This is a genomic window from Reyranella sp. CPCC 100927, from assembly GCF_007859315.1.
Classification (GTDB): Bacteria; Pseudomonadota; Alphaproteobacteria; order Reyranellales; family Reyranellaceae; genus Vineibacter.
Genome location: NZ_VOHA01000001.1, coordinates 805,428 through 829,261 on the forward strand (window position 1 = coordinate 805,428; position 23,834 = coordinate 829,261).

The following is a 23,834-nucleotide window of genomic DNA, read 5'->3' on the forward strand; positions in this document are numbered from 1 at the left end:
CCCGCGCTGCGCTCGAGATGACGTCTTGGTCTGCGCTAGCGCGCCCGGCTCGAGGGATGCGCTTCTTCAAGGACGAAGACCTGGCGGGCGCGTTGGCTTGACAGTGTCTCGTGGCGATAGAACCGCTCCAACAGGTCGGGTGCCGCAAGATCGGGGTTGCGCGCGATGAAGGCGTCGAAGCCGCCGGCATCGCCGCCCAGGCGCAGGCGCTCGTTGATGAGGGTGAGATAGGCCACCGTCAGCGTCTCATGATAGCGATCGGGCTTGCCGTGCGCTGCCGCGTAGCGGCGCAAGGCCGCCGCCATCGCGCCCATGCCGGCGAAGAACCCGTCGCGGCGCAGGTAAAGATAGCCGGCGCGCAGGTGATCGCGATGCTGGAACGACCGTTCCGGCAAGGTCGTGTCCTCGAGTGCGTCGAGGAAGGCGTCGTCGGTCATTCGGGCGGTTCCCTGAACGCATGGCTGCTCGCGGCGTCGAGGTCGAGCCCGTAGAGGCGCTTGAATTCGCCGATCAGCGTCAGTGTTTCCGGCCCGAACGGCGCCTTGCCCTCGAACGCGTGCAGCACGATGCCTTCCAGCAGATCGCCCAGCGTCAGGTCCTTGTATTCCGCCAGGGCCTTCAGGACCTTGACCAGGCGTTTCTCCATCCGGATCCCGGTCTGGATGCGCTCCATGGGCTGCTCTCGATTTGTTGTCTTGGTATTTATGTACCAAGACAACAAAGAGTCAAGCGGATCTGCGCTACTGTACGGAAAACCCGTGTGCCAGCGGGTCGCGGTCGTCGACAAAGAGGGTGTTGATGCCGTGCTGGCGCGCCCAGCCGGCGATGGAGGGCACGATGGCCGCGTGGTTGCCGACCTGGGCTGCGGCTTCGACGCGTCCCTCGAACAGCGTGCCGATGATGCTCTCGTGCACGAAGTCGGCGCCGACCCCCAGTTCACCACGGGCGGCCAGCTGCGCCATGCGGGCCGAGGTGCCGGTGCCGCACGGTGAGCGGTCGATGGCCTTGTCGCCGTAGAAGACGGCGTTGCGCCGGTGGGCCCGCGGGTCGCGCGCGGCACCCGTCCACATCACGTGGCTGACGCCCTGGATCGTCGGATCCTGCGGGTGCACCGGCTGGAATTTTTCCTGCACCAGGCGGCGCACGACAGGCGACAGGCGCAGCACGTCGCCGGCCGAGATCGACTCCAGCCCGGCGAAATTCTTCTGCGGCTCGATGATGGCGTAGTAGTTGCCGCCGTAGCTGACATCCAGCACCAGCTCGCCCAGCCCCGGCACGTCGATGCGGATGTCGCTGGCCGCCAGGTACGAGGCGACGTTGGTGATGCGGACCTTCTCGACGAAGCGGCCGGCGCGCTCGTATTGCGCCACCACGCGGCCCGCCGGCACGTCGAGTGCCACCTCGCCATCGCGTGCCGGCGTCATCAGGCCGTTCTCCAGCGCCATGGTCACGGTGCCGATGGTGCCGTGGCCGCACATCGGCAGGCAGCCCGAGGTTTCGATGAACAGGATGCCGATGTCGCAGTCCTCGCGCGTCGGCGCATACAGCATCGAGCCCGACATCACGTCATGTCCGCGCGGCTCGAACATCAGCGCGCGGCGGATCCAGTCGAAGCGGGCCAGAAAATCCTGGCGCCGCGCGCTCATCGTCGCGCCGCGCAGGATCGGCGCGCCGCCGGTCACCAGGCGCACCGGGTTGCCGCAGGTGTGGCCATCGAGGCAGGTGAAGGTGTGGAGTGACATTTACGGTGCTGCTGATCGTTGACTGTCAATGGCGGTCGAGTGTTTGCCGCCGTGCCGCAGGAGCCGGCATCTCCGCATGGAGTGTCAACCGCGGATGAAAAGCAAACTCTTATTGTTCGGGTGACGAGCCCAATTGGATCAGCAGCCAGGCCAGCGCCAGCCGGTCACTCACAAGCAGGCCGTTGGGTCCATGGCATTTGTTGTTTGCCGCGAGCACATCGTCGCGAACCGGGGCGAGCGATCTCAAGGCCCTTGGCTCCACCCGCTTTTCCCTGAACAATCCCCGCGCAACATGAGGCGTGTCGGACGGTGCACAGAACACACCGGCCACGTACTCATCCATGGCCTTGCGGTGCTTCGAGGCGTCGACGGGTTGCCGAGCAAGTTGGTTCCAGCCGCTCGCATCGACCGCACTGCGCCGAGGAAGAAGCTCACGAAGCCGATTAAGGAAACCAGGTTCCAGCGGGTCCTGCTTGACACACTCATTCTGCACGATCTTTCCCGACGGTGTAGGCTCCAGTGAAGCCGCGAGATTGGCTCCGCGCGCCATCACCATCTCGGCCTCCGTCGCCAGGAGCAGGGCGCCATGCGCTTTGACGTCTTCGAAAAGCACGTATCTCAGTTTGACGTCGCGCCATGTGCTGCCCTGCACGTCAACGTCTTGAAACTGAGCGCCTGAGATATCGGACAGTGAAAAGTCGCTGAGTTGAAAGTTGCTGTTCCTGACCGTGGCAACGCGCCAATCGGTATGACGAAGATTGGCATTCTGAAAGCGCCCGCCGATAATCGTGGCGCCGCTCAGAACGGCTTGATGCAGTTGGGCATGCTGAAAGGTCGCACCGCAAACCAATGCACCGCGAAAATCCGTCTCGTGGAAGATGGCACCTACGAATTGCGCATCCGTTATCCGTGCGCCCCGCAACCGGGTGCCAGTCATGTCGGCTCGCCAGAACTGCGCGCTCTCGAAGATTGCTTCATCAAGGTTCGCATTGACGAAGTGGGCATGATTCGCCCGGCTGCATTGCTCGCGGACGCGATACTCGGTGTCGTCATATCTTTCTATCGGTGCACTGCCGCAGCCGAAGAATGACTTCTGCAGTTTTGCCGAAAGAAATGATGCACCGCCAAGATCGGCGCCGGTGAAGTCGCTGCGCCGCAAGTCGGCTCGATCGAAGATGGCGTTTCGGAGGTCGCGGCCGCGGAAGCTGTTCATTGATTGTCGGACCCGTGGCAGGTTGAACCGATCGCGTTGCTGTCCATCCGCGCCACTGTCTTCGGCGGCATCCATGCGCGCCATTCTCTCATCGTCAACGAAGTCCTGGTCGGACAGGACCAGCGTATTCGAGAAGATGCTGGTTCGAAGGCCGGTCACCTGATTGACCGGCCCCTCGAACAGATTTGCCGTCAGCTGACGCGCGCCGGGCAAGTGGTGTTTTACGATCCCGATCGCTTCGCTCTGATATGTCGCGATCAGCACCACGAACGTGGCGATAAACACCACGGACACGTACGCAGCCATGGCCGCTGGACTGTCGCCGGGCTTGCGGATCGGGAGCAAATCGCCGCGGGAGGATCGAGCGGCGGGCCAGAAGGCCCAGAGAACTGCGAAATCCGCCAGGATGATGATCCGGTGAATCCACGTCACAGCGGCGTCGTGATAGGGCAAAAAGATCACCTGGATCATCAGCAGTGTGAACACCGGTGCAGCGACCGTCGTGAGCCACGTGATCAGGGAAGTCGTATGCCGTATCGCCTTGCCGTCAGCTTCGTGATGACTGACGAGCAACTGGAGAAACGGGAACTGGTCGAGGCGGCGGCGAAAGAGTGCGCGATCCGCCGTGAGTCTCACCTGGCTGCGCAGGACTTCATCGTAGGTTCCTGCCTTGCGGGCGAGAACGACGAGCTGGAGCAGCAGATAAAAATGATAAACAAAGAGCAACAACGGCGCCGCGATGAAGAAGCCGACCAGCGGCAGTTCGACATTCAGTATCGGCAGTTTGATCGGCAGCTCGAGAAACAGTATGCGATGGCTCACCGAACCAACGGCGATCACCAGATACACGACGAGTGTCAGGAAGGTGATCCAGAGCGCACCGGTTTTCCCGGACGCGTCGTTAACAGCCTTCTCGAGTGCCTCAAGATCTCTCGGATCGACCGCCATGGCTCCCCCTGCCCGCAGCGGTTGAAGAGAGGATAGCTTACGCGCCGAAAGCCGGGGAAGATAGGCTGTAGCGATCTGCAGACGTGGCGGATGGCCCGGTCGGAACGTTACGCGTCGGCTACCGCAAGGTCGCGCAGCCAGCGCCGCAGTTTACCGGGCGAGCGGAACACCTGCACATCAAGGGCGCCGAAGCGGCTGTCGGTGATGTCGGCGGCAAAGCGCTCGCGGTTGCGGCGGTTGGTTTTGAGCGCCCACAGCAGGATCGAGTCTCGGCTGAAGAAAGCCATGCGCAGGCTTTCCCGATTGCCGGTGTTCCACAGATCCTCCTGGCGGGTGATGCGCCAGACCGTCCGGCACAGCAGGCGCCACAAGATCAGCGGCAGGGGAAAGTCGAGCCAGATTAGCGTGTCGGCGCGGCCCCAGACCAGGTCCCGCACCTGGCTGTAGTTGCCGGTGATGATCCAGGCGTCGGCCGTGGTCGCGACATCGACCCGGTGACGGAACAGCTCGGGCAGCGCCGGCTGCCAGTCGGGCATCCAATACAGCGCATCCAGTTCGATCGTCGGCAGTGACAACGTGCAGGCCAGCTGCGCGGCCAGCGTACTTTTGCCCGAGCCGCGACTTGGCCCACGGCCGCTGCGGTCGTCAAGGCTGGCCAATGCCCAATATCAAGGCACTGGGGGATATGCCCGGTCGTCTCTTTGACGGTCGGGCGGCGATCGCCACAGGGTAGTCGGCAACCCAATTCACCCAATTATTTGGGTGGAAATCGCGCCGTGATATCAGTCGCCAAACGCGGCGCGCCGCAGCGACAGGATGTGCTGGCGCATGGCGGCCTCGGCGCCATCGGCGTCGCGCTCGCGGATGGCCGCGACGACGGCGCGATGGTCCTTGGATGCCATGTCGATGCCCTGGAACGGGCGGTCCAGCGCGCGGAAGACGTCCCGGTTGCGATACATCTGCAGGGTATCGAACATCGCCAGCAGCATTTTGTTGCCGGATGCCTTGGCGATCGCCCGGTGCAGGCGTCCATCCCACGATGCCCAGGCTGGCCACGCCGGTGCGGCGGCCATCTTGTCGAGGCACAGCTGCATCTCGCGATAGTCGTTGTCGTTGGCGTTGAATGCCGCCAGCCGCGCCAGCATCGGCTCGTAGATCACGCGGGCATCCATGACCTCGCGCGGACTGGTGGGAACCATGCCCGGCGTGCCGTTGCCGCCGATATCCGCCGGTTGCTTGCCGACGAACGTGCCCATGCCGACATGGCGCCAGATCACGCCCTGCGCCGCGAGCTTGCGCAGGCTGCCGCGGATGCGATTGCGCGTAACGCCGAACGTCTCCGCCAGCAGGCGTTCCGACGGCAGCCGGGTCTGGTCGGAGAATCGGTCCTGCTCCAGATACGCCTGCAGCTGGCGCAGGAGTTCCGGTTGCGGCGGGTTCGTCGGCTTCTTCATATCACCCAATATAGCCCAATTGTCAGAAATGCGAAAATGGGTGTGCGCCTGGGCCAATGATCTGGTACAAGATCGACGCCTTCAAGTTCAGACAGACAGCGTACACGTTCGAGTTTCCACCAACGGGCTTACGCGTTCAAGTCGGGACAATGGGTGCCGGCGATTCATGCCGTCAGAGCACCCAATCCCGGAATCTGATGGGAGGGACGCATGTCGCAATCGGCGCCGGCGGACAAGCCCGGGCCGCACCGGGTCGAGTTGCTGGGCGGCTACCAGTACTCGTGGTGCACCTGCGGGCTCAGCAAGTACCAGCCCTTCTGCGACGGATCGCACACGATGGCGCCGCCCGGCGCGAAGCCCATCGTCTTCATCCAGGAGAAAGACCAGACCGTTTCCATGTGCGGCTGCAAGCGCACCGGGACGCGGCCGTTCTGTGACGGAAGCCACAACCAGCAGGCATAGGGAGGCCGCATGCCGTCCGTTCATTCGATCGCGTCGTCGGCCGCCACACCGGTCAACGCCGATCCCAAGGCGCCGGTGGTCGTCGATACCAATGCCATGCCGTGGGCGCCCACCGTCGCCGCCGGCGTATCGTGCAAGGTGCTCGAGCGCATCATCGATCCGCGCAAGGGCCGTGAAACCGCGCTGGTCAAGTTCGAGGCCGGCAGTGCCTTGCCGGCGGAAGACCTCGAGACCCGCATGGACATCGTCGTGCTCGACGGCGCCTATCAGGACGAACTCGGCGCCTATGCCAAGTACACCTTCGTGCGCGAGATGCCCGGGGTGAGGCGCACGCTCTCGAGCCGGGACGGCTGCCTGCTCTATATCAAGCGGCGGATGCCGATCCGAGCCAGCGAGCGCGGCAGCGCGCGCAGCGTGGTCGTGATCGAACGCGATAAATGGGTCGCGGTGGGCCAGCGCTTCGGCATGGCGACGCACCTCTATCGCGATATCCACGGGCTGGAGACAGCCCGCCTGGGCGAGATGCTGCCGGGCAAGCAGGTGCCGGCGCACGATCATGCCGTCGGCGAGGAGAGCCTGATCCTCTACGGCTGCCTGAAGGACGAGCACAGGGATTACACGCAGGGCTTCTGGTTCCGCTTTCCGCACGGATACGAGCATGCGCCCTACACGTTGCCGGACACGCCGTGCGGCATGCTGATCCGCGAGGGCGATCTCATCTGGTGACAGACCTCGGAACCACCCGGTGATGTGGAGGGGGGCCATGATCGGACGGAGCAGGAGTCTCAGTGTCATTGCGGCGCTGGGGGTATGGGCCGCAACGGCGGCAACGGCCGCCGCCGCCGATTTTACGATGAAGATCGCGTTCGGTACGGCCAACGACATCCAGCAGCAATGGGCGGACTGGTACAAGGAGGAGGTCGAGGCCCAGAGCAAGGGGCGCATCGCCGTCCAGATCTATCCGCGGGCCGTGCTGGGGACCGGGCCGTCGATGATCCAGGGCACGCAGCTGGGCACCATCCAGGCCTACACGTCGCCGACCGATTTCTTCGCCGGCATCGATCCGCGCTTTGGCGTCTTTGCCATTCCGATGATGTTCAAGGGTCGCGAGCACGCAGCCAAGGTGATTCTCGATCCAGAGATCAACCGTGCGATTCTCGGCTTCGGCAAGGACAAGGGGCTGCAGCCGGTGTCGGTGTTCACCTATTCGCTGGCGAACTACTGCGTCAAGCCGTCGATCCGCACCATCGATGATTTCAAAGGCAAGAAACTGCGCGTGAACGCCACCCCGGCCGAGCGCGAGCGCATGCGCCTGCTGGGCGCGGCGGCCGTGCCGATGGACCTGGCGGAAGTGATTCCGGGAATCCAGCAGGGCACCATCGACGGCACCATGAGCGGCATGGCGGTCTATGTGAACTTCAAGTTCAACGACATCTGCAAGGTGATCACGGAGACCGGCGACACGATGATCGTATCGGTCGGCGTACTGAGCAGCGCCTGGCTCGACAAGCTGCCACCCGATTTGCGCAAGATCGTCGTCGAGGCGGGGGAGAACATGCAGGGGCGCCTGAACGCCCGCTCGCGCGAGATCGAAGACCAGATGATCGCGCGCTGGAAGACGATGGGTGGTGACCTGGTGAAACTGCCGGAGGCCGAGCTCGCCCGCATGCGGACGGTGCTGGCACCGGTCGGCGAGGCCGTCACGCGCGACAATGCGCTCGCCAGCACGTTCTATCGCCAGCTGCGCGCGGTCGGAGAGAAGCACTAGGGATGCCCATCCCTCCCCTACCGCGCTGGGGAGAGAAAAAAGAGCAGGCACGAAGATGCCCAACCACAAAGAGCCCGGCCTGCCGCCGGGCGAGGCGGACGCCGCGGGGCTCAGTCCCGATATCGATCAGCATGCTGACCCGTCGTGGGCGGACTCGGCTTTCGTGCGCTGGCCGATGATGGTGCTCGGCGGGCTCATGCTTGCCGCCGTCGCCCTCAACTTCGCGAACATCATCGGCCGCTACGTGTTCCACTACGCAATCGTCTGGACCGAGGAGATCCTGATCGTCTGGCTGGGCTGGAGCGTCTTCATCGGTGTCGTGATCGTAACCTATCGTGGCGATCACCTGGCCATGGACATCGTCTCGAAGAGCCTGCCGGGGCGATGGCGCCTGGCGAACAATCTCGTCATGACGCTTGTGTTCGCCGCCTGCCTGGTCTTCGCCGTCGTGCAGTCGGCCAAGGTCGTTCTTTTGATGATCAAGACCGGGCAGACCGACCCGATGATGGGCATGCCGCTGTGGGTGCCCAACCTCGCCATCTTCGTGGGTTTCACCGGATCGCTGTGCGCCCTGCTGATACGGGCCAGATCGTACGTCACGGGGCGCTTCTAGCGATGTCGGCGTTGCACATCACGATGGCGGCGCTGCCGCTGCTTTTTCTGGTGTTCGGCTATCCCTTCGCGCTGGTCCTGCTGGCCACGGTAACGGTGGCGCTGGCCTTCGTGATCGATATCCCCGCCGATCTGCTGCATCAGGCGATCTTCAGTTCGCTCAACAAGTATGCGCTGATCACCGTGCCGTTCTTCGTCTTCGCCGGGGACCTGATGGCGCGGGGCGGTGTGTCCGAGCGCCTTGTCGCCTGGGTGGGTGCGATCATCGGCGGCGTCCGCGGTTATCTGCCGTTGACGGTGTTGGGCACGAACGTGGTGTTTTCCGCGATCTCCGGCTCGACTTCGGCTGCCGTCGCGGCCGTCGGCAGCATGACGTACAAGCAGCTGCGCCAGACGGGCTATAGCGAGCGCTATGCCTCGGGTCTGCTTGTTTCCGCCGGCGCGATGGACAACCTGATCCCGCCATCGATCGGGTTCATCCTCTATAGCGCCGCTTCCGATACGTCGGTCCTGCGCCTGTTCACCGCCGGCATTGTGCCCGGCTTGCTGCTCGCGGCCGCCTTTGCCGCCCTGGTTTACGGTCGCGCGCTGCTGAACGAAGAGCGGCCGCAAACCCGGTTTACCTGGCAACGGTTCCTGGCGGCGACGCGCGCGGGCATCTGGTCGATCCTCGCGCCGGTCGTCGTGTTGGGCGGCTTGTACGGCGGCCTGTTCTCGCCGACCGAAGCGGCCGGCGTAGCCTGCGTCTATGCCATGATCATCGCCTGCTTCGTCTATCGCAAACTGACGTTTCGCGGCATTCTTGACTCGGCGGCGCGATCGGCACGGCTTACCGGACAGGTTTTCATCATCGTGGCCGTGGCCGGTGTCTACTCATGGCTGCTCACGGTCAGCGGCACGTCGGATGCCGCCACCCAGTTCATCGGCGGATTGCAGGTTCCGGCCTGGACCGTGCTGCTCGCCATCAACATCTTCCTTCTGGTGGTCGGCTGTTTCATCGACACGGCGTCGGCCATCCTGGTCCTGACGCCGCTGCTGGTGCCCATCGCCCGTTCGATCGGAGTCGATCCGATCCACTTCGGCGTCATCCTGGTCATGAACCTCAGCCTGGGGACGTTCACGCCGCCGTTCGGCGTCAACCTTTTCGTGGCGCAAGCGGTGCTCAAGGTGAACGTGCGTGAGATGTACATCGGTGTCGTCCCGTTCTTCCTGGTGGCGCTGATCGCCCTGCAACTGGTGACGTCGTTTCCGATCCTCTCTCTGTGGGCATTCCAGTAGACCTGGATAAAACCTGGGAGCGCGGGCCTCCGGCCCGCTCATGTCAGGGAAAGCCAAGCTCTCGCCTTGATGCGGGCGAGACGCCCGCGCTCCCAGGATTTCTTTTGTCTGCGATACGCTCTAGCTTTAACGCCGTGTTTGCAGACATGGCTGGCGGAGTCCGTGATGTCCCAGGTGTTGTTCCGTAACATCTCGCTGCTCGATCCGCGGTGGAACGAACCGCGTGGCGGCTACGAGGTTCTGGTCGAGGGCGAGACGATCCGCGAGGTGTCGGACCGGCCGATCCGGGCGCCCGGCGCCCGGGTCGTCGATGGCGGCGGGCGCACCCTGCTGCCCGGCCTGATCGACTGCCATGTGCACACCATGCACAGCGAGGTCTATGTCAACCGGCTGGAGACCGTGCCGCTGACCTTGATGGCGGCGCATGCCGCCGAGCGGCTGAAGCGCATGCTGGATCGCGGTTTCACCACGGTGCGCGACGCCGGCGGCGCCGACTGGGGCATCAAGGCGGCGCTTGAGGCGGGCCTGATCCCCGGCCCGCGGCTTTTCATCTCCGGCCGCTCGATCGGCCCGACGGGCGGGCACAACGACCGCAACCGTCGCACCCAGATCGAGCCGGTGTGCAACTGCTGCAATGCCATGGTGTTCCTTCGCAGCATCGCCGACGGCGCTGACGAGGTGCGCAAGGCGGCGCGCGAGCAGCTGCGCCAGGGTGCCGACCAAGTGAAGTTCATGGTCTCGGGCGGCGTGGCCTCGCCCTACGATCCGCTGGAAAGCCGGCAGTTCACGGTCGAGGAGATGTCGGCCGGGGTCGAGGAGGCCGTGGCCTTCGGCCGCTATGCGCTGGCGCATGCCTATACGCCCGAGGCCATCACGCGCGCGATGACCGCGGGCGTGCGCACCATCGAGCACGGCAACCTGGTCGATGCCCAGGCGGCGGCGCTGATGGCATCGAAGGGCGCCTACATGGTGCCCAATCTCGTGGCGTACGTGGTGATGAAGGAACGTGCCGCATCCTACGGCATGACCGCCGATATGCTCGACAAGAACGAGCACGTGCTGAAGTCAGGCTACGCCGAACTGGAATTGTGCCGTGCCGCCGGCGTGAAGATGGGCTACGGTTCCGACCTGCTGGGGGCCTTGGAGAACGAGCAGAGCCGCGAGTTCCTGATCCGCCGCGAGGTGATGCCGGCGATCGACGTGCTGCGCTCGGCCACCCTGGTGGGGGCCGAGATCGTGCGCCGTGAGGGCAAGCTCGGCGTGATCGAGCCTGGCGCCTTCGCCGACCTGCTGCTGGTCGACGGTGATCCGCTCAAGGATTTCGGCTGCCTGCAGGATGGCGGGGCTCACTTTGCCGCGATCATGAAGGGTGGTGCGTTCCACAAGTACGCGGTCTGATCCACCGGTGTGGAGTCCGGCTCAAGATCGCTTACCTGTCGCTAGCGCTCATGGCAGTCCGACGGCCAGGCCATACGCCACGCCGGCCAGCGAACAGGCGATGAGCACTGGGATCATCCCGCTTTTGAATAGGAACACGGCGATGACCGCGCCGGTCGTAAGGATGAGCGAGGGCTGATTGACCGAGGCGAGCACCGGCACCTCGACCGACAGGCCGAGCCAGTGCATAGGGACGAGCTCGGCAAAAAGCACATGCAGCGCGAACCAGATCGCAAGGTTGAGGATCACGCCGACAACCGCCGCCGTGATCGCCCCCAGAGCGGAAGACAAAGCCTTGTTGCCGCGCAATGCCTCGACAAACGGCGCGCCGAAGAAGATCCAGAGAAAGCAGGGGGTGAATGTTACCCACGTCGTGAGAATGCCGCCCAAGGTGCCGGCGATCATCGGATGCAGGGCGCCGGGTTCCCGGAATGCCGCCAGGAAGCCCACGAACTGCGTTACCATGATCAGCGGACCGGGCGTGGTTTCGGCCATGCCCAGGCCGTCGAGCATCTCGCCGGGGCGCAGCCAGCCATAGTGATCGACGGCCTGCTGTGCCACATAGGCCAGCACTGCATAGGCGCCGCCGAAGGTGACGATGGCCATCTCGCTGAAGAAGATGGCGATCTTGCTGAAGACGTTGTCGTCGCCAAGGACGACCAGCAGCCCCGCCACGGGTACCAGCCAGAGCAGCAGGAAGGCTCCCGTGATGCACAACGACCAGCGCAGCGACGGCCGGGCATGCGCCGGTGTGACCTCGCCCAGCACCGAGTCGGCGTCGGCGATCTGCTTGTCGCCGACCTTGCCATGGCCGCCGCCGGCCAGGAATGCTGGAATACCGGCGCGCCCGCCGCCAAAACCGATGAGGCCGGCGGCCAGGATGATGAGGGGGAAGGGCGCATCGTAGAAGAAGATGGCGACAAAGGCTGCCGCGGCGATCGCCATCATCGTGGTGTTCTTCAGCGCACGGCGACCGACACGCACCACGGCTTCGAGCACGATGGCGAGCACGGCGGCTTTGAGCCCGAAGAATAGCGCCTGGATTGCCCCGACGTTGCCCAGGCCGGCGTAGATCCAGCTCAGCACCATGATGGCGATGAAGCCGGGCAGTACGAACAACGAGCCTGCGACCAGGCCGCCCTTCGTCTTGTGCATCAGCCAGCCGATGTAGATGGCAAGTTGCTGCGCTTCGGGGCCGGGCAGCAGCGTGCAGTAGTTCAGGGCCTGCAGGAAGCGTGCCTCGCCGATCCAGCGCTTCTCCTCGACGATGATGCGATGCATCACCGCGATCTGTCCCGCCGGTCCGCCGAAGCTCAACGCCGCGACACGAGCCCAGACCCCCATCGCCTCGCCGAAGGTGGGGTATGCCGGCCCGGCTGCGCCCGCATCCTCGACCGCGGGCGTGGTCACTTCTTCTTCCCCTTCTTCGCCGCGGCAGTGAAGGCCTCGTAGAGGCCGTCGAACAGGTCGCCACCGCGTGCCAGGCGTGCCGCGTCGTCGAGCGGACCACGCGCGAGGGCATTCATCAGGGTGGCGACGCCGGCGGTTTCCGGTCGCTCGTAGCGATCGTCTTTCAGGTCGATGTCATGCACCACTTCGCCAATGGCCGTGAGTGCCGGATCGTCGAATGACGCACGGCGCAACAGCGTCTCGAAAGTGCAGCGATCGCCCTCGTGCGTGAACTCGGCCTCGAACATGTCGAAGCGCAGCTCATCCGGCTCGGGTTTGTAGCCGCGACCGTCGACGAACTTGAAGCGCGCCTGCGGATCGATGAAGCGGCGGATAAGCCAGGCGCTGGCGATCCGGTCCACTGCGACGTTCCGACGGGTCACCCATGTGTGGTTGAGCCAAAGCCTGACCGCGGCGTCGATGCTCATGGCCGGTGCCTCCCGATCGGCGTCGCCAGCCAGGCGGCGCTGCAGGTCTTCAAGGATGCCGGCTGCGGTAACGCGGCCGGTGGTGCCAAAAAAGTCGATCGCGGCGACCTTCTCGGCACGCTTGGCCAGCCGATCGATCCGCGTGCGGGCGTCATCGGCCGAGAGGTCTCGCCAACCGTCGCCAAGCTGGCGCGCCTCGGCCACGATCTCGTCCCAGTCGGCCGTGCGCGCCGCGTCGAAGAGCGCGATCACTTGCTGATCAGAAAGTCCGTCGACGAAGCGTGCCTCTACGATCGTGGCCTCCCCACCGCCGGCCACGATCTCCTTCGTCAGCCACTGGAAATCCTCCAGTGCGTCGTCGTTCGCCGGCAGCGCATAGACCGAGTTCTTCACCGCGACGGCACCCAGACCCTGCAGCCGCCGCCAGATCTTCACCCGGAAATAAGCGGGTTGCGGCGGCAACTGATGCAGCAGCAGAAGCCAGGTACGGCTGTCGGATGTCTCGCTCACATCTTCGTGTATAACATATGTTTCTATAAAAGCAACACTTGTATCATGCACGTTGCACGCTTACCGTTCCGGCCGCTTCAGGGAGGAAGACCGATGGTCCGCCACGTCCGCGCCCTGCCGTTCAAGCCGTCGCGTTTGCATGGTCTGTCACTGCGCCTGATCGCCAGTCACTACGAGAACAACTATGGCGGCGCGGTGCGGCGGTTGAACGCCATCCGCGCGCAACTCGACGCAGTGGACGTCACCGCCACGCCCGGCTTTGCCCTCAACGGGGTGAAGCGTGAGGAACTCATCGCCGCCAATTCGGCTGACCTGCATGAACTGTACTTCGATGGCCTGGGCGGTGACGGAACGGTTCCTGCAAAGATGGGGGCCGCACTGGCGCGCGACTTCGGCTCAACCAACGCTTGGCATCACGACTTCGTCGCCATGGGCAAGGCATTGAGCGGCGGCTCCGGGTGGGTGCTGCTGAGTCTGTCTCTGTCCGACGGCAAGCTGCGCAACATGTGGGCGGCAGATCACGCGCACAGCATCGCGCTCGGTGTCCCCGTCCTGGCGCTCGACATGTACGAGCATGCCTATCACCTCGATTTCGGCGCCGATGCCGGCGCTTACGTCGAGGCATTCATGGCCAACATCGCGTGGGACCGTATCGCGCGGCGTCACGCGGTCGTCGCTGCCTCGTTCGCCGCGATGACCAGCCCGATGTCCGATGAGATCGACGGCGTACCGGTTGTCGATGTCGATACGGCGCGCACACTGGTCAACGACCCGACCGTTGCCGTGATCGACGCGCGCATGGAGGACGACTATGCCTTCCAGCGCACGATTCTTCCGCGCGCGCGTCATTTCGCGCCCGAGAAGCTCGACGCGCTGGCCGCGGCGGTGCCGGCCGGCGGCAAGGCGCTGGTCTATTGCGCCTATGGCTTCGAAATCGGCCGCACTGCCGCGCGGCGCCTGCGGCAGCAGGGTGTCGATGCCGTCGTCGTGCGCGGTGGCATCGGTGCGTGGCGCGCCGACGGCCTACCGACAGAACCGGCATTGTAGGCAAGAAACGGGAGACCATTATGAAATGGGTGACTCGTGAACGACCTAAGATCGACCGGCTGGCCTGCCCTTGGCTGATCGCGCGCTTCGTCGACAAGGAGGCTGAGTTCCTCTACGTGCCGCCGGCCGAGGTGGCGGTAACCGCCACCAAGACCGGCGCCATTCCCTATGATGTGCCCGGTGTGAAGTTCAGTCACGTCGGCGAGCAATGCAGCTTCGACGCCATTCTCGCCGCATACGGCCTCGATGAGCCGGCGTTGCATCATCTCGCCACCATCGTGCGTGGCGCCGATACGTCGCGCCTGGATCTCGCGCCGCAGTCATCCGGCCTGTTCGCGATTTCGCTCGGCTTGTCGTCGGTGTTTGCTGACGACCACGCCATGCTGCGCTGGGCGATGACCATGTATGACGCGCTCTACGCCTGGTGCCGCGACCACCAGGGCGAGACGCACGCCTGGCCGCCAAAGATCTGAGTAAGCGCCGTCGGCGCGCTTGTCCGTGACCGTCTCAGTGAGCGGCGTCAACCGATGCACGGCATGTCGCCCGTGAGCGCGCAGCGGGGACCCGCTCTGGTGAGAAGAACACGCTCCGGTCACGGTGCCAGCAAACGTCGCAGCGTGTGGCGCACGATGTTGAGCGGTTCGGGGCCCCGCTCGATTTTCGCGGAGAGCACGGCGCCTTCCCAAAGTGCCAGAACCGTGCGCGCGAGCTCCGCGACGGGTACGTCGGTCCGCACGCTGCCGTCGCGCTGGCCGTCCGCCAGGCATCGGGCGAGCGCCTCCGTCCACTGGCGCCAGAGGCGAGACAAGTCCTTGTGGAAGGCGTCGAGCTGCGCGAGTTCGGCCGTGAAGTTGCCGAGGAGGCAGCCATTCTCGCTGTAGCCGAGGGCTGCGAAGTGGCGGTCGATCCGCTCAAGCCCGGGAAGGCTCGTGTCCTGCAGCAAGGCGCGGGCCTCGGCACGGTCCTCCGAATAGCGCGCCAGGGCGGCCAGGCCGAGCGCGTCCTTGCTCTCGAAGTGGCTGTAGAAGGAGCCTTTCGGCACGCCGGCCGCCGAGACGATCTCCTGGACTCCGGTCGCGTGGTAGCCGCGGCGATGAAAAGCGGCGAGGCCAGCGTCGAGCAGTGTTTGTTTATGGTTGGGCTTGGGCATGGGCGATCAATTCAGGGTCCAGTTCTCAGCAAAAGGCCGGATGACGTGGTCGAAGGACCAGGTGGAGGGGTGCTGATGGGCGATGTGATAGACCTCGTCCGCGATGGCGTCGGGATGCGCGAAATAGTCATCCCGATCATATGGCCAGTCCGCCGGCGGCCTGATGCCCCGTGCTCCCCGTGCGCTCGCGAGCCAGGGGGCATCGATCGCAGCGTCGATCGTAATGTAACCGACATGCACGCGCTTGGGCCCCAGATCCTTCGAGAGGGACTGGGCGAGAATGCGCTGGGCGGCTTTTGTCGGCGCAAAGGCCGGTCGCATCGGGATACCCCGGAACGACGAGGTGTTTCCGGTGACCATGATGGCGCCTTCGCCGCGGTCGATCATCGCGGGTACAAGCTTTTGCACCAGAAAGAACAGCGATGTCGTGTTGACCCGAAAATTTCGCTCAAGATCATCGACCGACGCCTCGAGGATCTTGGCGAACGTAGCCGCGACGGCGTTGTGGATGAGCACATGGGGTGCTCCGAGCTCGGCCTGCACACGCTCGATTGTCGCGCCGAGCTTGTCGAGATCGGCGACGTCGCAGGGATAGCCACGCGCACGGGGTATCTCGGTCTCGAGCTCTGCAAGCCGTTCGGCATTGCGCGCGATCATCGCGACGCGATATCCGCTGTGCGAGAAGCGCCGGCAGAGCGCGGCGCCGGTCGCGCCGCCGACACCGACGATGAGAGCGATCCGATCCGTCATGCTTTCCTCCACAGGGCTCAAGCCGCGGGTCGGGTCTGGGCAAAGGGCGGGGCCTCGCGATGCGCGACGGCGAGTTCGGCCAGGGCAGGGATCGCCGGGAGGATTTCCAGGCCGGGATTCGTCCGCGCGAGGTATTCCACCGCGACGATCGCGGTGATCGCCGCGGCGTCCAGAGGTGTCGCCTGCAGCGGTCCGCCTTCAGTCGCGGCCGCATCGAGCGCGCGCAGGCCGCCGAGGATCTGTGCGCGCCAGCGCGTGGCTTCGGTCTCGGGCACCTCGCCGCCGCGGAACGACAGGCTGGTGGCCTGCTCGCAGACGCCGTAACCGATCGCCGCGAGCTTCAGGGCCGTGCGGCGCGCCGCGGATCCGGCAGGGATCAGCGGCGCCGCCGGTGTCAGCTCATTGAGGTAGTCGAGGATGGCCGTGCTGTCGATCAACACCTCGCCATCGTCGAGGACCAACGACGGTACCTTCGCCACGGGATTGTAGCGGCTTGCGATCTCGAATTCCCGATAGCCGTTCACCGGCTCGTGCTCGAAGGGCAGCCCGCGGGAGATCAGGGCCGCAGCAACGCGCCTCGCGTAGGGCGATCGGTAGGTGCCAATCAGCTTCATGTTCGGGTGCCTTCCCTTTATGGCGGCGACATCAGGTATTTCCTGTCAACAAATAGAATACGACCGGTCGTCTATAAAAGTCAAACCCGGTATTCGTGTTCTGCGCGCGGATGAGTCAAAGCCCCTGCGCGGAGCCTGCTTCGTGGGCGTACGTTGTGCGCGAACGAGTAGGAGCGTGACTGCCAGCGGCGCACGTCACCGCGCTGTCCCGCCTTCGCGATCTCCAACCTTCGCTTGAACCGCAACGATCCAGCCTGCGCAAAGAGATGCGCTGGGGTTTCGCAATGTGCGGATTTTGGCTCGTCGCCTTTCAGCCGCGAACCCGATCGCCCACGCTTGTGGGACTCTCGCTAGAGTGTGCCTCAGGATCGTCATCCCGAGCGCAGCGAGGGATCTTCTGAAAGTGACGCACGGGTGCGCCTGCATTGAAAGATCCCTCGCTGCGCTCGGGATGACAGCTGTATCAGGGACGCATGATTCCGGGTACTAGCCGGCGAAGGGCAAATTTCGCCTGGAATCCGGGTCAATCGAATACGGAATGACGTCGCCTTTGAAGTCCGGCTCGGCCCGCACGCGATCAAACCACGCCGTCAGGTTTTTTCTGGTGGAGACGTCAAGGTGGGCGTCGGCCGCGACGTGGCTGTAGGCGAACAGGGACATGTCTGCGATCGTATATCGATCGCCGGCAACGAAGGGCCTTTTGCCCAGTTCGCCATCCAGTATGTCGAGCGCTCGATTTCCAAAGGCGCGCGCCGACGGGACGCCCAGCGCGTACTGATCAAGTTTGCTGGTCTGCGTCCAATAGCGAAGCAGGCCGATCGACGGTTGGACGTACTGCTGCTCAAACATCAGCCATCGGATTACGCAAGCGCGGGCCATGCCGCTCAACGGCAGGTAGCGGCTCCCTTCCGCCAAGAAAGTCAGGATGGCATTCGATTCGGCGAGGCATTCTCCCGTATCCGTTTCAAGCACCGGCACTGCCCCGGTGGGATTTTTGGACAGGAACGCCGGCGTGGCACCCTCGCCTCTGAATATGGCGACTGGCACGATCTCGAGGTTCAGATTCAGGTGTGATGCCAGCAAGCGGACCTTGAAGCAGTTTTGCGAGGGACCGTAGTCATAGAGCCGCATGGATCCTCCCGGCGCGATGGCGTGCGCCCATCGGCGCTCGCTCCCGACGTCCGATTTCATCGAATCTCGATAGTGACTGGACAACGTTACAACCAGAAGTGAAACATACGACGGATGGATGAACCGGATTCACCGATGAGGGCGGCGAGGAGGCTGCCGCCAACCGCATTGCCTTCTTGCAGTTGCGAAAAATGCAGGGCGTCAGAGTCGGACGCGAGACACTTCGAGAGCGGGGGAGAACAACGACGCCGCGCACCCGGGACCCGGCGCTGGATCGACAAAGTTGCTGTTCGATCGTGCTTCAGATGTCACGGGAACCTTGCTGGCCGAGCAGGCGTTCACGGCAAGTCTGGCCCAGAGAAGAACACATGAACCCGCGGAAGATCCACGTCGCAGGGATCGTTCTCGGGGCGACATCGAGGGCGCGTACTCGTCGCTGGCGTGGTGTCCGCTGGCATGACGAGATCATGGACGAACCTGAGGCCCAATGGCTGACCTGATCCTGCAGATCGCCGTGTCGCTGGACGGCTACATCGAGGACGAGAAAGGCTCGATCGACTTCATGGCGGGCGACACCTCGCTCGACGCGGTCCACACCGCCACCCTGCGGTCGATCGACGGCATGATCTTCGGTCGGAAGGCTCACGCCCTGCTGGCCGCATTCTGGCCCAGCGCCGGGCGGACGGCTGGCGCTTCAGCCGCCCTGAGCGAACAGGCCGAGCTGATGAACACACTGCCAAAATACGTACTCACCCATGGTGAAGAACGGACCGGGTGGGCGAACTCACACGCGGTGACGACGGAAGACGTCGCCGGCCTGAAGCTACGGGCCAAGCGCCCGATCGCGGTCTATGCAGGCGCCGGCGCGGCCCAGGCGCTGATGGGCCAGATCGATGAGATCTGCCTGATTCAGTACCCTGTGCTGCTGGGCAGCGGCACGCGTCTGTTCGACGACGGAATCCGGCGCGACTTGGCGCTGATGGAAAGCCGCGCATTTGCCAGCGGTGTGGTGCTGCAGTGCTACCGCGTCGGCCAGGTTTCAGTTCGAACACCATCCGGGCGGCGCCGCCGGATCTGAAGTGGCGAGGAAGGACCAATGATGAACGTAGCCCCGCAACTGGCTTTTGCTGGCCAGTGCCGACAAGCCTTCGAATTTTACGCGAAGCTCCTCGGCGGCGAGATCACCGTGATGAACACGTTCGGTGGCAACGAAGGTCGCAAACTGCCTCCGGGATCAGTGGCCGCGGGTGCCGATCAGATCAGGTTCGCGGAAGTGAGGTTTGGCGACACGTTGCTTCGGGGAAATGATGTCCCGGCCGACTCCTTCACGCCGATGCGCGGCTTCAACGTCTCGTTGCATACGAACAACGCTGATGATGCGCGCCGCATTTTCAACGGACTGGCTGACGGCGGCGAGGTCACGACCCCGCTCAGCGCAGTGGATTGGGCCGACCTGTTTGGGATGGTCGTCGACCGCTTCGGCGTGCCGTGGCTGGTCCTTGCCCTGCGCGGTGGCCGCTGAGCGGCTACGGCAAGGAGGGCCTGCGGGGCGCTACCCAGTTCATTCGCCATCATTTGCCCGGGCACAAAGTCGTGGCGCTCCAATGTTGGTACGATCTGCCCTTCACCGAAGCCCAGTACCATGCGCTTCTGACCTGCATTACCGCGTTGGCCGCCTGTCGCGCGGCCGAGCGTTAACGAATCGTTTGATGGCCTCGAGCACTGGTTGTTGAGCACCCGCAAAGAACCAATGATCATTGCCGTCGAGCTCAACGAATTGAGCGCCGGTGATTTGGCTGGCCATATCGCGGCCTGCCGCAAGACGCACGGCCTGATCGTTCCGACGGTGCAGCACCAGCGTGGGCACAGAAACCCGTGGCAGGAGGTGTCTCACGTCGGTGTCGCGCAACGCCTTGAGCACGGCCCAAATGCCGCCGGGACTGGAGGCCGCGCGCAGCAGTCCGGCCCACCAGGCCCTCGCTTGGGGATCACGAGAGAGGCTCGGTCCGAAGGTTTCGATCCCGGCAGGGCCACCCCATTCGGCGACGAGCTGCTGGCGCCAGGCGTCATATTGGCTTGCCCGCAACGCGTACGGATAATCCGGCGCCCAACAACCCTTGGCCAATGAGCCGAACAGAATGAGGCCAGCCACGAGGCGGGGTTCATCGACCGCAAACTTGATGCATGCCGGCCCACATTCCGACGCCCCAAACAGGATGACACGACGCGTGTGCGCTGCCCGCAGCACGGTGCCGATATCCTCGGCCGTGACGTCGACACTCGGGGCGGATCCGACGCGGTCCGACAGCCCGATACCGCGACGATCGAACATGATGAGTCGCCCAAGCGCCATCAATGAAACCAGAAATGCCCGGCACGAGGGATGCTCCCAAGCGCGTTCCACGTGTGACACGAAGCCAGGCATGATCAGGATATCAAGCGCGCCGCTTCCGTATGTCTGATACGCCAGATGGACGCCGGCGCCCTCGACATAGAGTGTTGTTGGAACGGCATGGACCAGCGGCGGCGTGGTGGGGTCCATGAGCGCTTCGGTCGCGGCTTCGGGTGCAACTCCAAGCTCGTCACGCAGCCGCCGTGTCAGTGCCGCGTGGTGCCGTTCTGCCGAACGTCGATCGCCGGCAAGCAGGAGGCTGCGGATCAAATGCCGACAATACACCTCGCTCAGCGGATCGAGCTCGACAAGGCGTCCCGCGTGAGCTGTCGCGGCAGAATGGTCGCCGGCGGCATTCTTGTCCTGCACGAGGCGTTCCAACCCATGGATGAGCCGCCCTCTGAGCGCCTCGCGGCGAAAGAACGCCCAATCGTCGAACTCGGGACAATCAGCCAGAGCGAAGCCCGCGAGGAAGTCACCCCGATAGCGTAGGCAGGCGTCCTCAAAGGCGCCTCCGTCGCAGGCGCTCTCGAACAGATGCGAGTCGACCGTCAGGTCGATCGCCGGAGACCACCGCACGCTGGTGCGGTCGGTCTCGAAAATGGGCTGGCCGAGCGTAAGCTCGATGCGATGAAGCATGCGCCGCAATCGCGCGCGGGCGGTCTCGCGGGGACTCTCGGGCCACAGCAGCGTGGCAACGACGTCCCGGGCAACGGCGCCCCGGGCCTCCGCGAGATAGATCAGCAGCGCAAGACCCTTGCGCAGGTTCAGCTTGATCGGGCGGTTGTCACCGTGGATCTCCGGGAACCCGAGCGTCTGAAGCGAGAACCCGGTCATGAAATCTCCCCCTTGCCCTATCGGTGCCCCGGGGACGCACAGGGGACGGTCCGGTGATACCTGTCAGGCGCTCGCTATCGAGCGGTTCAGGCTCTTGCATTCGGCACCGCTGCCGCCAGCACGGGGAAACATTGATGTTCGCGCGTCTCTTAATCCTGTTCTACGCCATCGTGAGCCGGGCGGACAATCGCCAGGCACCTCGGCCTGTGGGAGCGCCACGATGAGAGCCGTGCTATGCAGTGCGTTCACTGGCGCGGAGGACCTGCGCATCGGCGAGATCGACGAGCCGAAGCCGGCCAGTGACGAGATTCTGATCGACGTCCATGCGGCCTCCGTGAGTTTCATGGACCATCTGCTGGTCTCGGGCCGTTACCAGATGCGACCATCGACGCCATTCGTGCCCGGCACTGAAGCGGCAGGCGTCGTCATCGCGGTTGGTGAGAGGGTCACGAGATTTCAGCCGGGCGATCGCGTGGCGTGTGGGAGCTGGACGGGCGGCTATGCCGAGCGGATGATCGCCAAGGAACGGCAGTGTGTGCGGTTGCCGGTCGGCGTCGCTTTCGAAACGGCGGCCACGGTCTGGCACAGCTACGGCACGGCGTACTATGCCTTGGTCGAGGCGGCACGAGCGCAACCCGGTGAAACGGTGTTTGTCACTGGGGCCGCAGGTGGAGTTGGCCTCGCCGCCGTCGACCTTGCCGGCTACTTGGGCCTGCGCGTCGTCGCCGGTGTCGGCTCCGACGACAAGGCGGGTTTGGTGCGCGGCTACGGTGTCTGCGATGTCATCAACTATCGGAACGAAGACCTGCGCGAGCGGATCAAGTCGATAACCGGTGGCGAAGGCATCGATATCTGCCTCGACAACATCGGCGGAACGATGTTCGAGCAACTGGCGCGGCTGATGAAGTGGGGTGGACGGCTGATGCCGATCGGTTTCACCAGTGGCCAGATTCCGTCGCTGCCAATGAACCTCCCGTTATTGAAGAACTATTCCATCGTTGGTGTCTTTGTCGGCGCCTGGATAGAGAAATTCCCTGAGCAGGCTGCGCGCATGAATGACACCCTGGCGCAGTTGTTGGCCGAGGGGAAGATTCACCCCCACATCGATCGCGTCCTTCCCCTGGAACAGGTCAAGGAAGCGCTGCGCGCCGTGGCTGATCGGACGGTTCAGGGAAGAATCGTCCTGAGCACAAGGTGAGAGTTCGCTGGCGGCGGGCAAGAGAGGAAGGAATCGATGACATCGATAATCATCGACAAGCGGTACTGCGGGCCTCCGAACTCCGGGAACGGCGGATATGTCTGTGGCCGGCTGGCCCGGCACATTTCAGGCAGCGCGGAGATCACGCTGCGCGCACCGCCGCCCCTGGACAAGCAGCTCGATGTCGTCGCGGCGGACGACGGGTTGTGGGAGCTTCGCGATGGCGCCACGGTCGTCGCCACCGGACGACCGGCAAGTCTTGAACTTGCGCGCCTGGAGAAGGCAAGCTTCGACGAGGCATGTGCCGCCGAGCTGCTGACGCCGGTCAAACCGCACGAGCATCCGCTGCCGACGTGTTTCGTGTGCGGTCCTGCGCGGTCGCCGGGAGATGGCCTGCGCATTTTTCCCGGACCGCTCGTGCGTCAGTCCCGGAATGCTTCGGCTGTGCTCGCGGCGACCTGGACACCGGATCCGAGCCTGACGGCGGAGGACGGCTTCGTCGCGCCCGAATTTCTCTGGTCGGCGCTCGATTGTCCCACGGGCTATGCGTCCTCTCATGACCGGGAGAGCGGCAGCTTCGATGGGACGCCGATCCTGTTGGGTCGGATGTCGGCACGGATAGAGACACGGCCGCGCCCGGGAGAACGCTGCGTCATCACGGCCTGGGAGGCCGGCCGCGACGGCCGCAAACGCGTTGCCGAGGCCGCGGCCTATGGTGAAGCGGGAGCGTTGCTGGCCGTGGCTCGATCGACGTGGATTGCAGTTGACCGCCAAGTGCAGCTCGGTCGCGCCTGAAGCCTGTGCGGTCGGCGGCTACGGCAATGCCGGGCAATCATTCCCTGCTCGCCGCGGATCCGGTGGAGATCAGCGGCGCTGACGGTGTCAACGCATCGCTACAGGACGGCCTCGGCGAGGAACCAGATGCGTCCCTCGGCCTCGTCGACCCAGTTCTCGATCAGGCTTGCCGTCGCGATGTCATGATGCTCATCGCAGAGGTCATGGGCCTCGCGGAGATTTATGGCGAGACGCCGGTTGTCGTCGCGTAGCTCGCTCAGCATGTCGGCAGCCGCGATGTCTTCGGCGTCGTTGTCCGCTGCGCGCTGCAGGCGAGCGATGTGGCCCACCGAGCGCAGCGTCGTGCCGCCAAGCTTGCGCACGCGTTCGGCAACGGGGTCGATGGTGGCGAGCACCTGAGCACTCTGCTCATCGAGCAGGAGGTGGTAGCTGCGGAAGTGCGGCCCCGACACATGCCAGTGGAAGTTCTTGCTCTTCACGTAGAGGGCGAAAAGATCTGCCAGCACCGCGTTAAGCGCGGCCGAGATCGCGATGACGCCCTCAGGGCTTACACCGGCGGGTTGCTGTGCCGGGCGGTCGTCGCGCGGCATCGTGTTGGTCGCACGCATGGGCATTCTCT

At 64.4% G+C, this 23,834-nt stretch carries 26 protein-coding genes; 12 read left to right on the plus strand and 14 right to left on the minus strand.

Annotation, left to right across the window (positions count from 1 at the left end; all coding sequences use genetic code 11):
- Positions 1-35: 35 nt before the first annotated feature.
- The 6 genes from FQU96_RS03585 to FQU96_RS03610 form a co-directional block, all read right to left on the minus strand.
- The gene (locus FQU96_RS03585) at positions 36-437 is read right to left on the minus strand and encodes a hypothetical protein (RefSeq protein WP_146539450.1); all 402 of its coding nucleotides are present in this window, start codon (positions 435-437) and stop codon (positions 36-38) included.
- On the minus strand, positions 434-673 hold the full coding sequence (locus FQU96_RS03590; protein ID WP_146539451.1) for a hypothetical protein: 240 nt from the start codon (positions 671-673) through the stop codon (positions 434-436). The genes FQU96_RS03585 and FQU96_RS03590 overlap by 4 nt, the downstream gene beginning before the upstream one ends.
- 67 nt (positions 674-740) lie before the next feature.
- Complete coding sequence (locus FQU96_RS03595) at positions 741-1,742, minus strand: 4-hydroxyproline epimerase (RefSeq protein WP_146539452.1); 1,002 nt, start codon at positions 1,740-1,742, stop codon at positions 741-743.
- A gap of 109 nt (positions 1,743-1,851) precedes the next feature.
- Entirely contained in the window at positions 1,852-3,903 is a 2,052-nt protein-coding gene (locus FQU96_RS03600) for a pentapeptide repeat-containing protein (protein WP_146539453.1), read from the minus strand.
- 107 nt (positions 3,904-4,010) lie between these two features.
- Positions 4,011-4,562, minus strand: coding sequence for an adenylate kinase (locus tag FQU96_RS03605; RefSeq protein ID WP_146539454.1), 552 nt, complete (start codon positions 4,560-4,562; stop codon positions 4,011-4,013).
- A 123-nt stretch (positions 4,563-4,685) separates the two neighbouring features.
- On the minus strand, positions 4,686-5,357 hold the full coding sequence (locus tag FQU96_RS03610) for a FadR/GntR family transcriptional regulator (protein WP_146539455.1): 672 nt from the start codon (positions 5,355-5,357) through the stop codon (positions 4,686-4,688).
- A 210-nt stretch (positions 5,358-5,567) separates the two neighbouring features.
- Here FQU96_RS03610 and FQU96_RS03615 point away from each other — a divergent pair, with 210 nt between their 5' ends.
- From FQU96_RS03615 to FQU96_RS03640, 6 genes are all read left to right on the plus strand, one after another.
- On the plus strand, positions 5,568-5,819 hold the full coding sequence (locus tag FQU96_RS03615) for a CDGSH iron-sulfur domain-containing protein (protein ID WP_146539456.1): 252 nt from the start codon (positions 5,568-5,570) through the stop codon (positions 5,817-5,819).
- Positions 5,820-5,828: 9 nt separating this feature from the next.
- On the plus strand, positions 5,829-6,545 hold the full coding sequence (locus tag FQU96_RS03620; protein ID WP_146539457.1) for a cupin domain-containing protein: 717 nt from the start codon (positions 5,829-5,831) through the stop codon (positions 6,543-6,545).
- A gap of 37 nt (positions 6,546-6,582) precedes the next feature.
- Entirely contained in the window at positions 6,583-7,587 is a 1,005-nt protein-coding gene (locus tag FQU96_RS03625; RefSeq protein WP_178130294.1) for a TRAP transporter substrate-binding protein, read from the plus strand.
- Between the two features lie 55 nt (positions 7,588-7,642).
- On the plus strand, positions 7,643-8,200 hold the full coding sequence (locus FQU96_RS03630) for a TRAP transporter small permease (protein WP_178130295.1): 558 nt from the start codon (positions 7,643-7,645) through the stop codon (positions 8,198-8,200).
- Positions 8,201-8,202: 2 nt separating this feature from the next.
- The gene (locus FQU96_RS03635; RefSeq protein ID WP_146539460.1) at positions 8,203-9,477 is read left to right on the plus strand and encodes a TRAP transporter large permease; all 1,275 of its coding nucleotides are present in this window, start codon (positions 8,203-8,205) and stop codon (positions 9,475-9,477) included.
- 165 nt (positions 9,478-9,642) lie between these two features.
- Positions 9,643-10,875, plus strand: coding sequence for an amidohydrolase family protein (locus FQU96_RS03640; protein ID WP_146539461.1), 1,233 nt, complete (start codon positions 9,643-9,645; stop codon positions 10,873-10,875).
- A gap of 48 nt (positions 10,876-10,923) precedes the next feature.
- Here the strand turns inward: FQU96_RS03640 and chrA are convergent, their stop codons facing one another.
- Positions 10,924-12,324 (minus strand): chromate efflux transporter, encoded by a 1,401-nt coding sequence (gene chrA / locus FQU96_RS03645; RefSeq protein ID WP_255467822.1) that lies wholly within the window; start codon positions 12,322-12,324, stop codon positions 10,924-10,926.
- Entirely contained in the window at positions 12,321-13,352 is a 1,032-nt protein-coding gene (locus FQU96_RS03650) for a chromate resistance protein ChrB domain-containing protein (protein ID WP_255467823.1), read from the minus strand. Before FQU96_RS03650 ends, chrA begins: the two co-directional genes overlap by 4 nt.
- 42 nt (positions 13,353-13,394) lie before the next feature.
- Between FQU96_RS03650 and FQU96_RS43105 the strand changes: the two genes are divergently transcribed.
- Positions 13,395-14,348, plus strand: a complete 954-nt coding sequence (locus FQU96_RS43105) for a Fe-Mn family superoxide dismutase (protein ID WP_146539462.1) — start codon at positions 13,395-13,397, stop codon at positions 14,346-14,348.
- Between the two features lie 20 nt (positions 14,349-14,368).
- Positions 14,369-14,821: a chromate resistance protein ChrB domain-containing protein gene (locus tag FQU96_RS03660; RefSeq protein ID WP_146539463.1), complete on the plus strand. Its 453-nt coding sequence runs from the start codon at positions 14,369-14,371 to the stop codon at positions 14,819-14,821.
- Between the two features lie 119 nt (positions 14,822-14,940).
- Here the strand turns inward: FQU96_RS03660 and FQU96_RS03665 are convergent, their stop codons facing one another.
- From FQU96_RS03665 to FQU96_RS03680, 4 genes are all read right to left on the minus strand, one after another.
- Entirely contained in the window at positions 14,941-15,498 is a 558-nt protein-coding gene (locus FQU96_RS03665) for a TetR/AcrR family transcriptional regulator (protein WP_146539464.1), read from the minus strand.
- Positions 15,499-15,504: 6 nt separating this feature from the next.
- Positions 15,505-16,248, minus strand: coding sequence for an SDR family NAD(P)-dependent oxidoreductase (locus FQU96_RS03670; RefSeq protein ID WP_146539465.1), 744 nt, complete (start codon positions 16,246-16,248; stop codon positions 15,505-15,507).
- Between the two features lie 17 nt (positions 16,249-16,265).
- Positions 16,266-16,862, minus strand: coding sequence for a glutathione S-transferase N-terminal domain-containing protein (locus tag FQU96_RS03675; RefSeq protein WP_146539466.1), 597 nt, complete (start codon positions 16,860-16,862; stop codon positions 16,266-16,268).
- 486 nt (positions 16,863-17,348) lie between these two features.
- A complete protein-coding gene (locus FQU96_RS03680; protein ID WP_146539467.1) occupies positions 17,349-17,993 on the minus strand; it encodes a glutathione S-transferase family protein in 645 nt (214 codons plus the stop codon).
- A gap of 487 nt (positions 17,994-18,480) precedes the next feature.
- On the opposite strand from FQU96_RS03680, the gene FQU96_RS03685 reads away from it, so the two are divergent.
- Positions 18,481-19,071: a dihydrofolate reductase family protein gene (locus FQU96_RS03685; protein ID WP_146539468.1), complete on the plus strand. Its 591-nt coding sequence runs from the start codon at positions 18,481-18,483 to the stop codon at positions 19,069-19,071.
- An 18-nt stretch (positions 19,072-19,089) separates the two neighbouring features.
- The gene (locus FQU96_RS03690; protein ID WP_146539469.1) at positions 19,090-19,515 is read left to right on the plus strand and encodes a VOC family protein; all 426 of its coding nucleotides are present in this window, start codon (positions 19,090-19,092) and stop codon (positions 19,513-19,515) included.
- 138 nt (positions 19,516-19,653) lie between these two features.
- On the opposite strand, the gene FQU96_RS03695 is transcribed toward FQU96_RS03690, so the two are convergent.
- Positions 19,654-21,222 (minus strand): alpha/beta hydrolase, encoded by a 1,569-nt coding sequence (locus FQU96_RS03695; protein WP_146539470.1) that lies wholly within the window; start codon positions 21,220-21,222, stop codon positions 19,654-19,656.
- A 220-nt stretch (positions 21,223-21,442) separates the two neighbouring features.
- Between FQU96_RS03695 and FQU96_RS03700 the strand changes: the two genes are divergently transcribed.
- Both FQU96_RS03700 and FQU96_RS03705 read left to right on the plus strand, forming a co-directional pair.
- Entirely contained in the window at positions 21,443-22,420 is a 978-nt protein-coding gene (locus FQU96_RS03700) for an NADPH:quinone oxidoreductase family protein (protein WP_146539471.1), read from the plus strand.
- A gap of 36 nt (positions 22,421-22,456) precedes the next feature.
- The gene (locus FQU96_RS03705) at positions 22,457-23,215 is read left to right on the plus strand and encodes a hypothetical protein (RefSeq protein WP_146539472.1); all 759 of its coding nucleotides are present in this window, start codon (positions 22,457-22,459) and stop codon (positions 23,213-23,215) included.
- A 98-nt stretch (positions 23,216-23,313) separates the two neighbouring features.
- Here FQU96_RS03705 and FQU96_RS03710 read toward each other — a convergent pair whose 3' ends face one another.
- Positions 23,314-23,805, minus strand: a complete 492-nt coding sequence (locus tag FQU96_RS03710; RefSeq protein WP_370461345.1) for a Dps family protein — start codon at positions 23,803-23,805, stop codon at positions 23,314-23,316.
- Positions 23,806-23,834: the final 29 nt, after the last annotated feature.

Bases quoted from the DNA above. Each gene is read 5' to 3' on its own strand.
- FQU96_RS03680 (WP_146539467.1), bottom strand. From the start codon at position 17,993: ATGCGGCTCTATGACTACGGTCCCTCGCAAAACTGCTTCAAGGTCCGC.
- FQU96_RS03690 (WP_146539469.1), top strand. From the start codon at position 19,090: ATGATGAACGTAGCCCCGCAACTGGCTTTTGCTGGCCAGTGCCGACAA.
- FQU96_RS03610 (WP_146539455.1), bottom strand. From the start codon at position 5,357: ATGAAGAAGCCGACGAACCCGCCGCAACCGGAACTCCTGCGCCAGCTG.
- FQU96_RS03635 (WP_146539460.1), top strand. From the start codon at position 8,203: ATGTCGGCGTTGCACATCACGATGGCGGCGCTGCCGCTGCTTTTTCTG.
- FQU96_RS03710 (WP_370461345.1), bottom strand. From the start codon at position 23,805: ATGCCGCGCGACGACCGCCCGGCACAGCAACCCGCCGGTGTAAGCCCT.
- FQU96_RS03700 (WP_146539471.1), top strand. From the start codon at position 21,443: ATGAGAGCCGTGCTATGCAGTGCGTTCACTGGCGCGGAGGACCTGCGC.
- FQU96_RS03625 (WP_178130294.1), top strand. From the start codon at position 6,583: ATGATCGGACGGAGCAGGAGTCTCAGTGTCATTGCGGCGCTGGGGGTA.
- FQU96_RS03695 (WP_146539470.1), bottom strand. From the start codon at position 21,222: ATGACCGGGTTCTCGCTTCAGACGCTCGGGTTCCCGGAGATCCACGGT.
- FQU96_RS03590 (WP_146539451.1), bottom strand. From the start codon at position 673: ATGGAGCGCATCCAGACCGGGATCCGGATGGAGAAACGCCTGGTCAAG.
- FQU96_RS03665 (WP_146539464.1), bottom strand. From the start codon at position 15,498: ATGCCCAAGCCCAACCATAAACAAACACTGCTCGACGCTGGCCTCGCC.
- FQU96_RS03660 (WP_146539463.1), top strand. From the start codon at position 14,369: ATGAAATGGGTGACTCGTGAACGACCTAAGATCGACCGGCTGGCCTGC.
- FQU96_RS03600 (WP_146539453.1), bottom strand. From the start codon at position 3,903: ATGGCGGTCGATCCGAGAGATCTTGAGGCACTCGAGAAGGCTGTTAAC.
- FQU96_RS43105 (WP_146539462.1), top strand. From the start codon at position 13,395: ATGGTCCGCCACGTCCGCGCCCTGCCGTTCAAGCCGTCGCGTTTGCAT.
- FQU96_RS03685 (WP_146539468.1), top strand. From the start codon at position 18,481: ATGGCTGACCTGATCCTGCAGATCGCCGTGTCGCTGGACGGCTACATC.
- FQU96_RS03670 (WP_146539465.1), bottom strand. From the start codon at position 16,248: ATGACGGATCGGATCGCTCTCATCGTCGGTGTCGGCGGCGCGACCGGC.
- FQU96_RS03630 (WP_178130295.1), top strand. From the start codon at position 7,643: ATGCCCAACCACAAAGAGCCCGGCCTGCCGCCGGGCGAGGCGGACGCC.
- FQU96_RS03585 (WP_146539450.1), bottom strand. From the start codon at position 437: ATGACCGACGACGCCTTCCTCGACGCACTCGAGGACACGACCTTGCCG.
- FQU96_RS03595 (WP_146539452.1), bottom strand. From the start codon at position 1,742: ATGTCACTCCACACCTTCACCTGCCTCGATGGCCACACCTGCGGCAAC.
- FQU96_RS03615 (WP_146539456.1), top strand. From the start codon at position 5,568: ATGTCGCAATCGGCGCCGGCGGACAAGCCCGGGCCGCACCGGGTCGAG.
- FQU96_RS03620 (WP_146539457.1), top strand. From the start codon at position 5,829: ATGCCGTCCGTTCATTCGATCGCGTCGTCGGCCGCCACACCGGTCAAC.
- FQU96_RS03640 (WP_146539461.1), top strand. From the start codon at position 9,643: ATGTCCCAGGTGTTGTTCCGTAACATCTCGCTGCTCGATCCGCGGTGG.
- FQU96_RS03675 (WP_146539466.1), bottom strand. From the start codon at position 16,862: ATGAAGCTGATTGGCACCTACCGATCGCCCTACGCGAGGCGCGTTGCT.
- FQU96_RS03705 (WP_146539472.1), top strand. From the start codon at position 22,457: ATGACATCGATAATCATCGACAAGCGGTACTGCGGGCCTCCGAACTCC.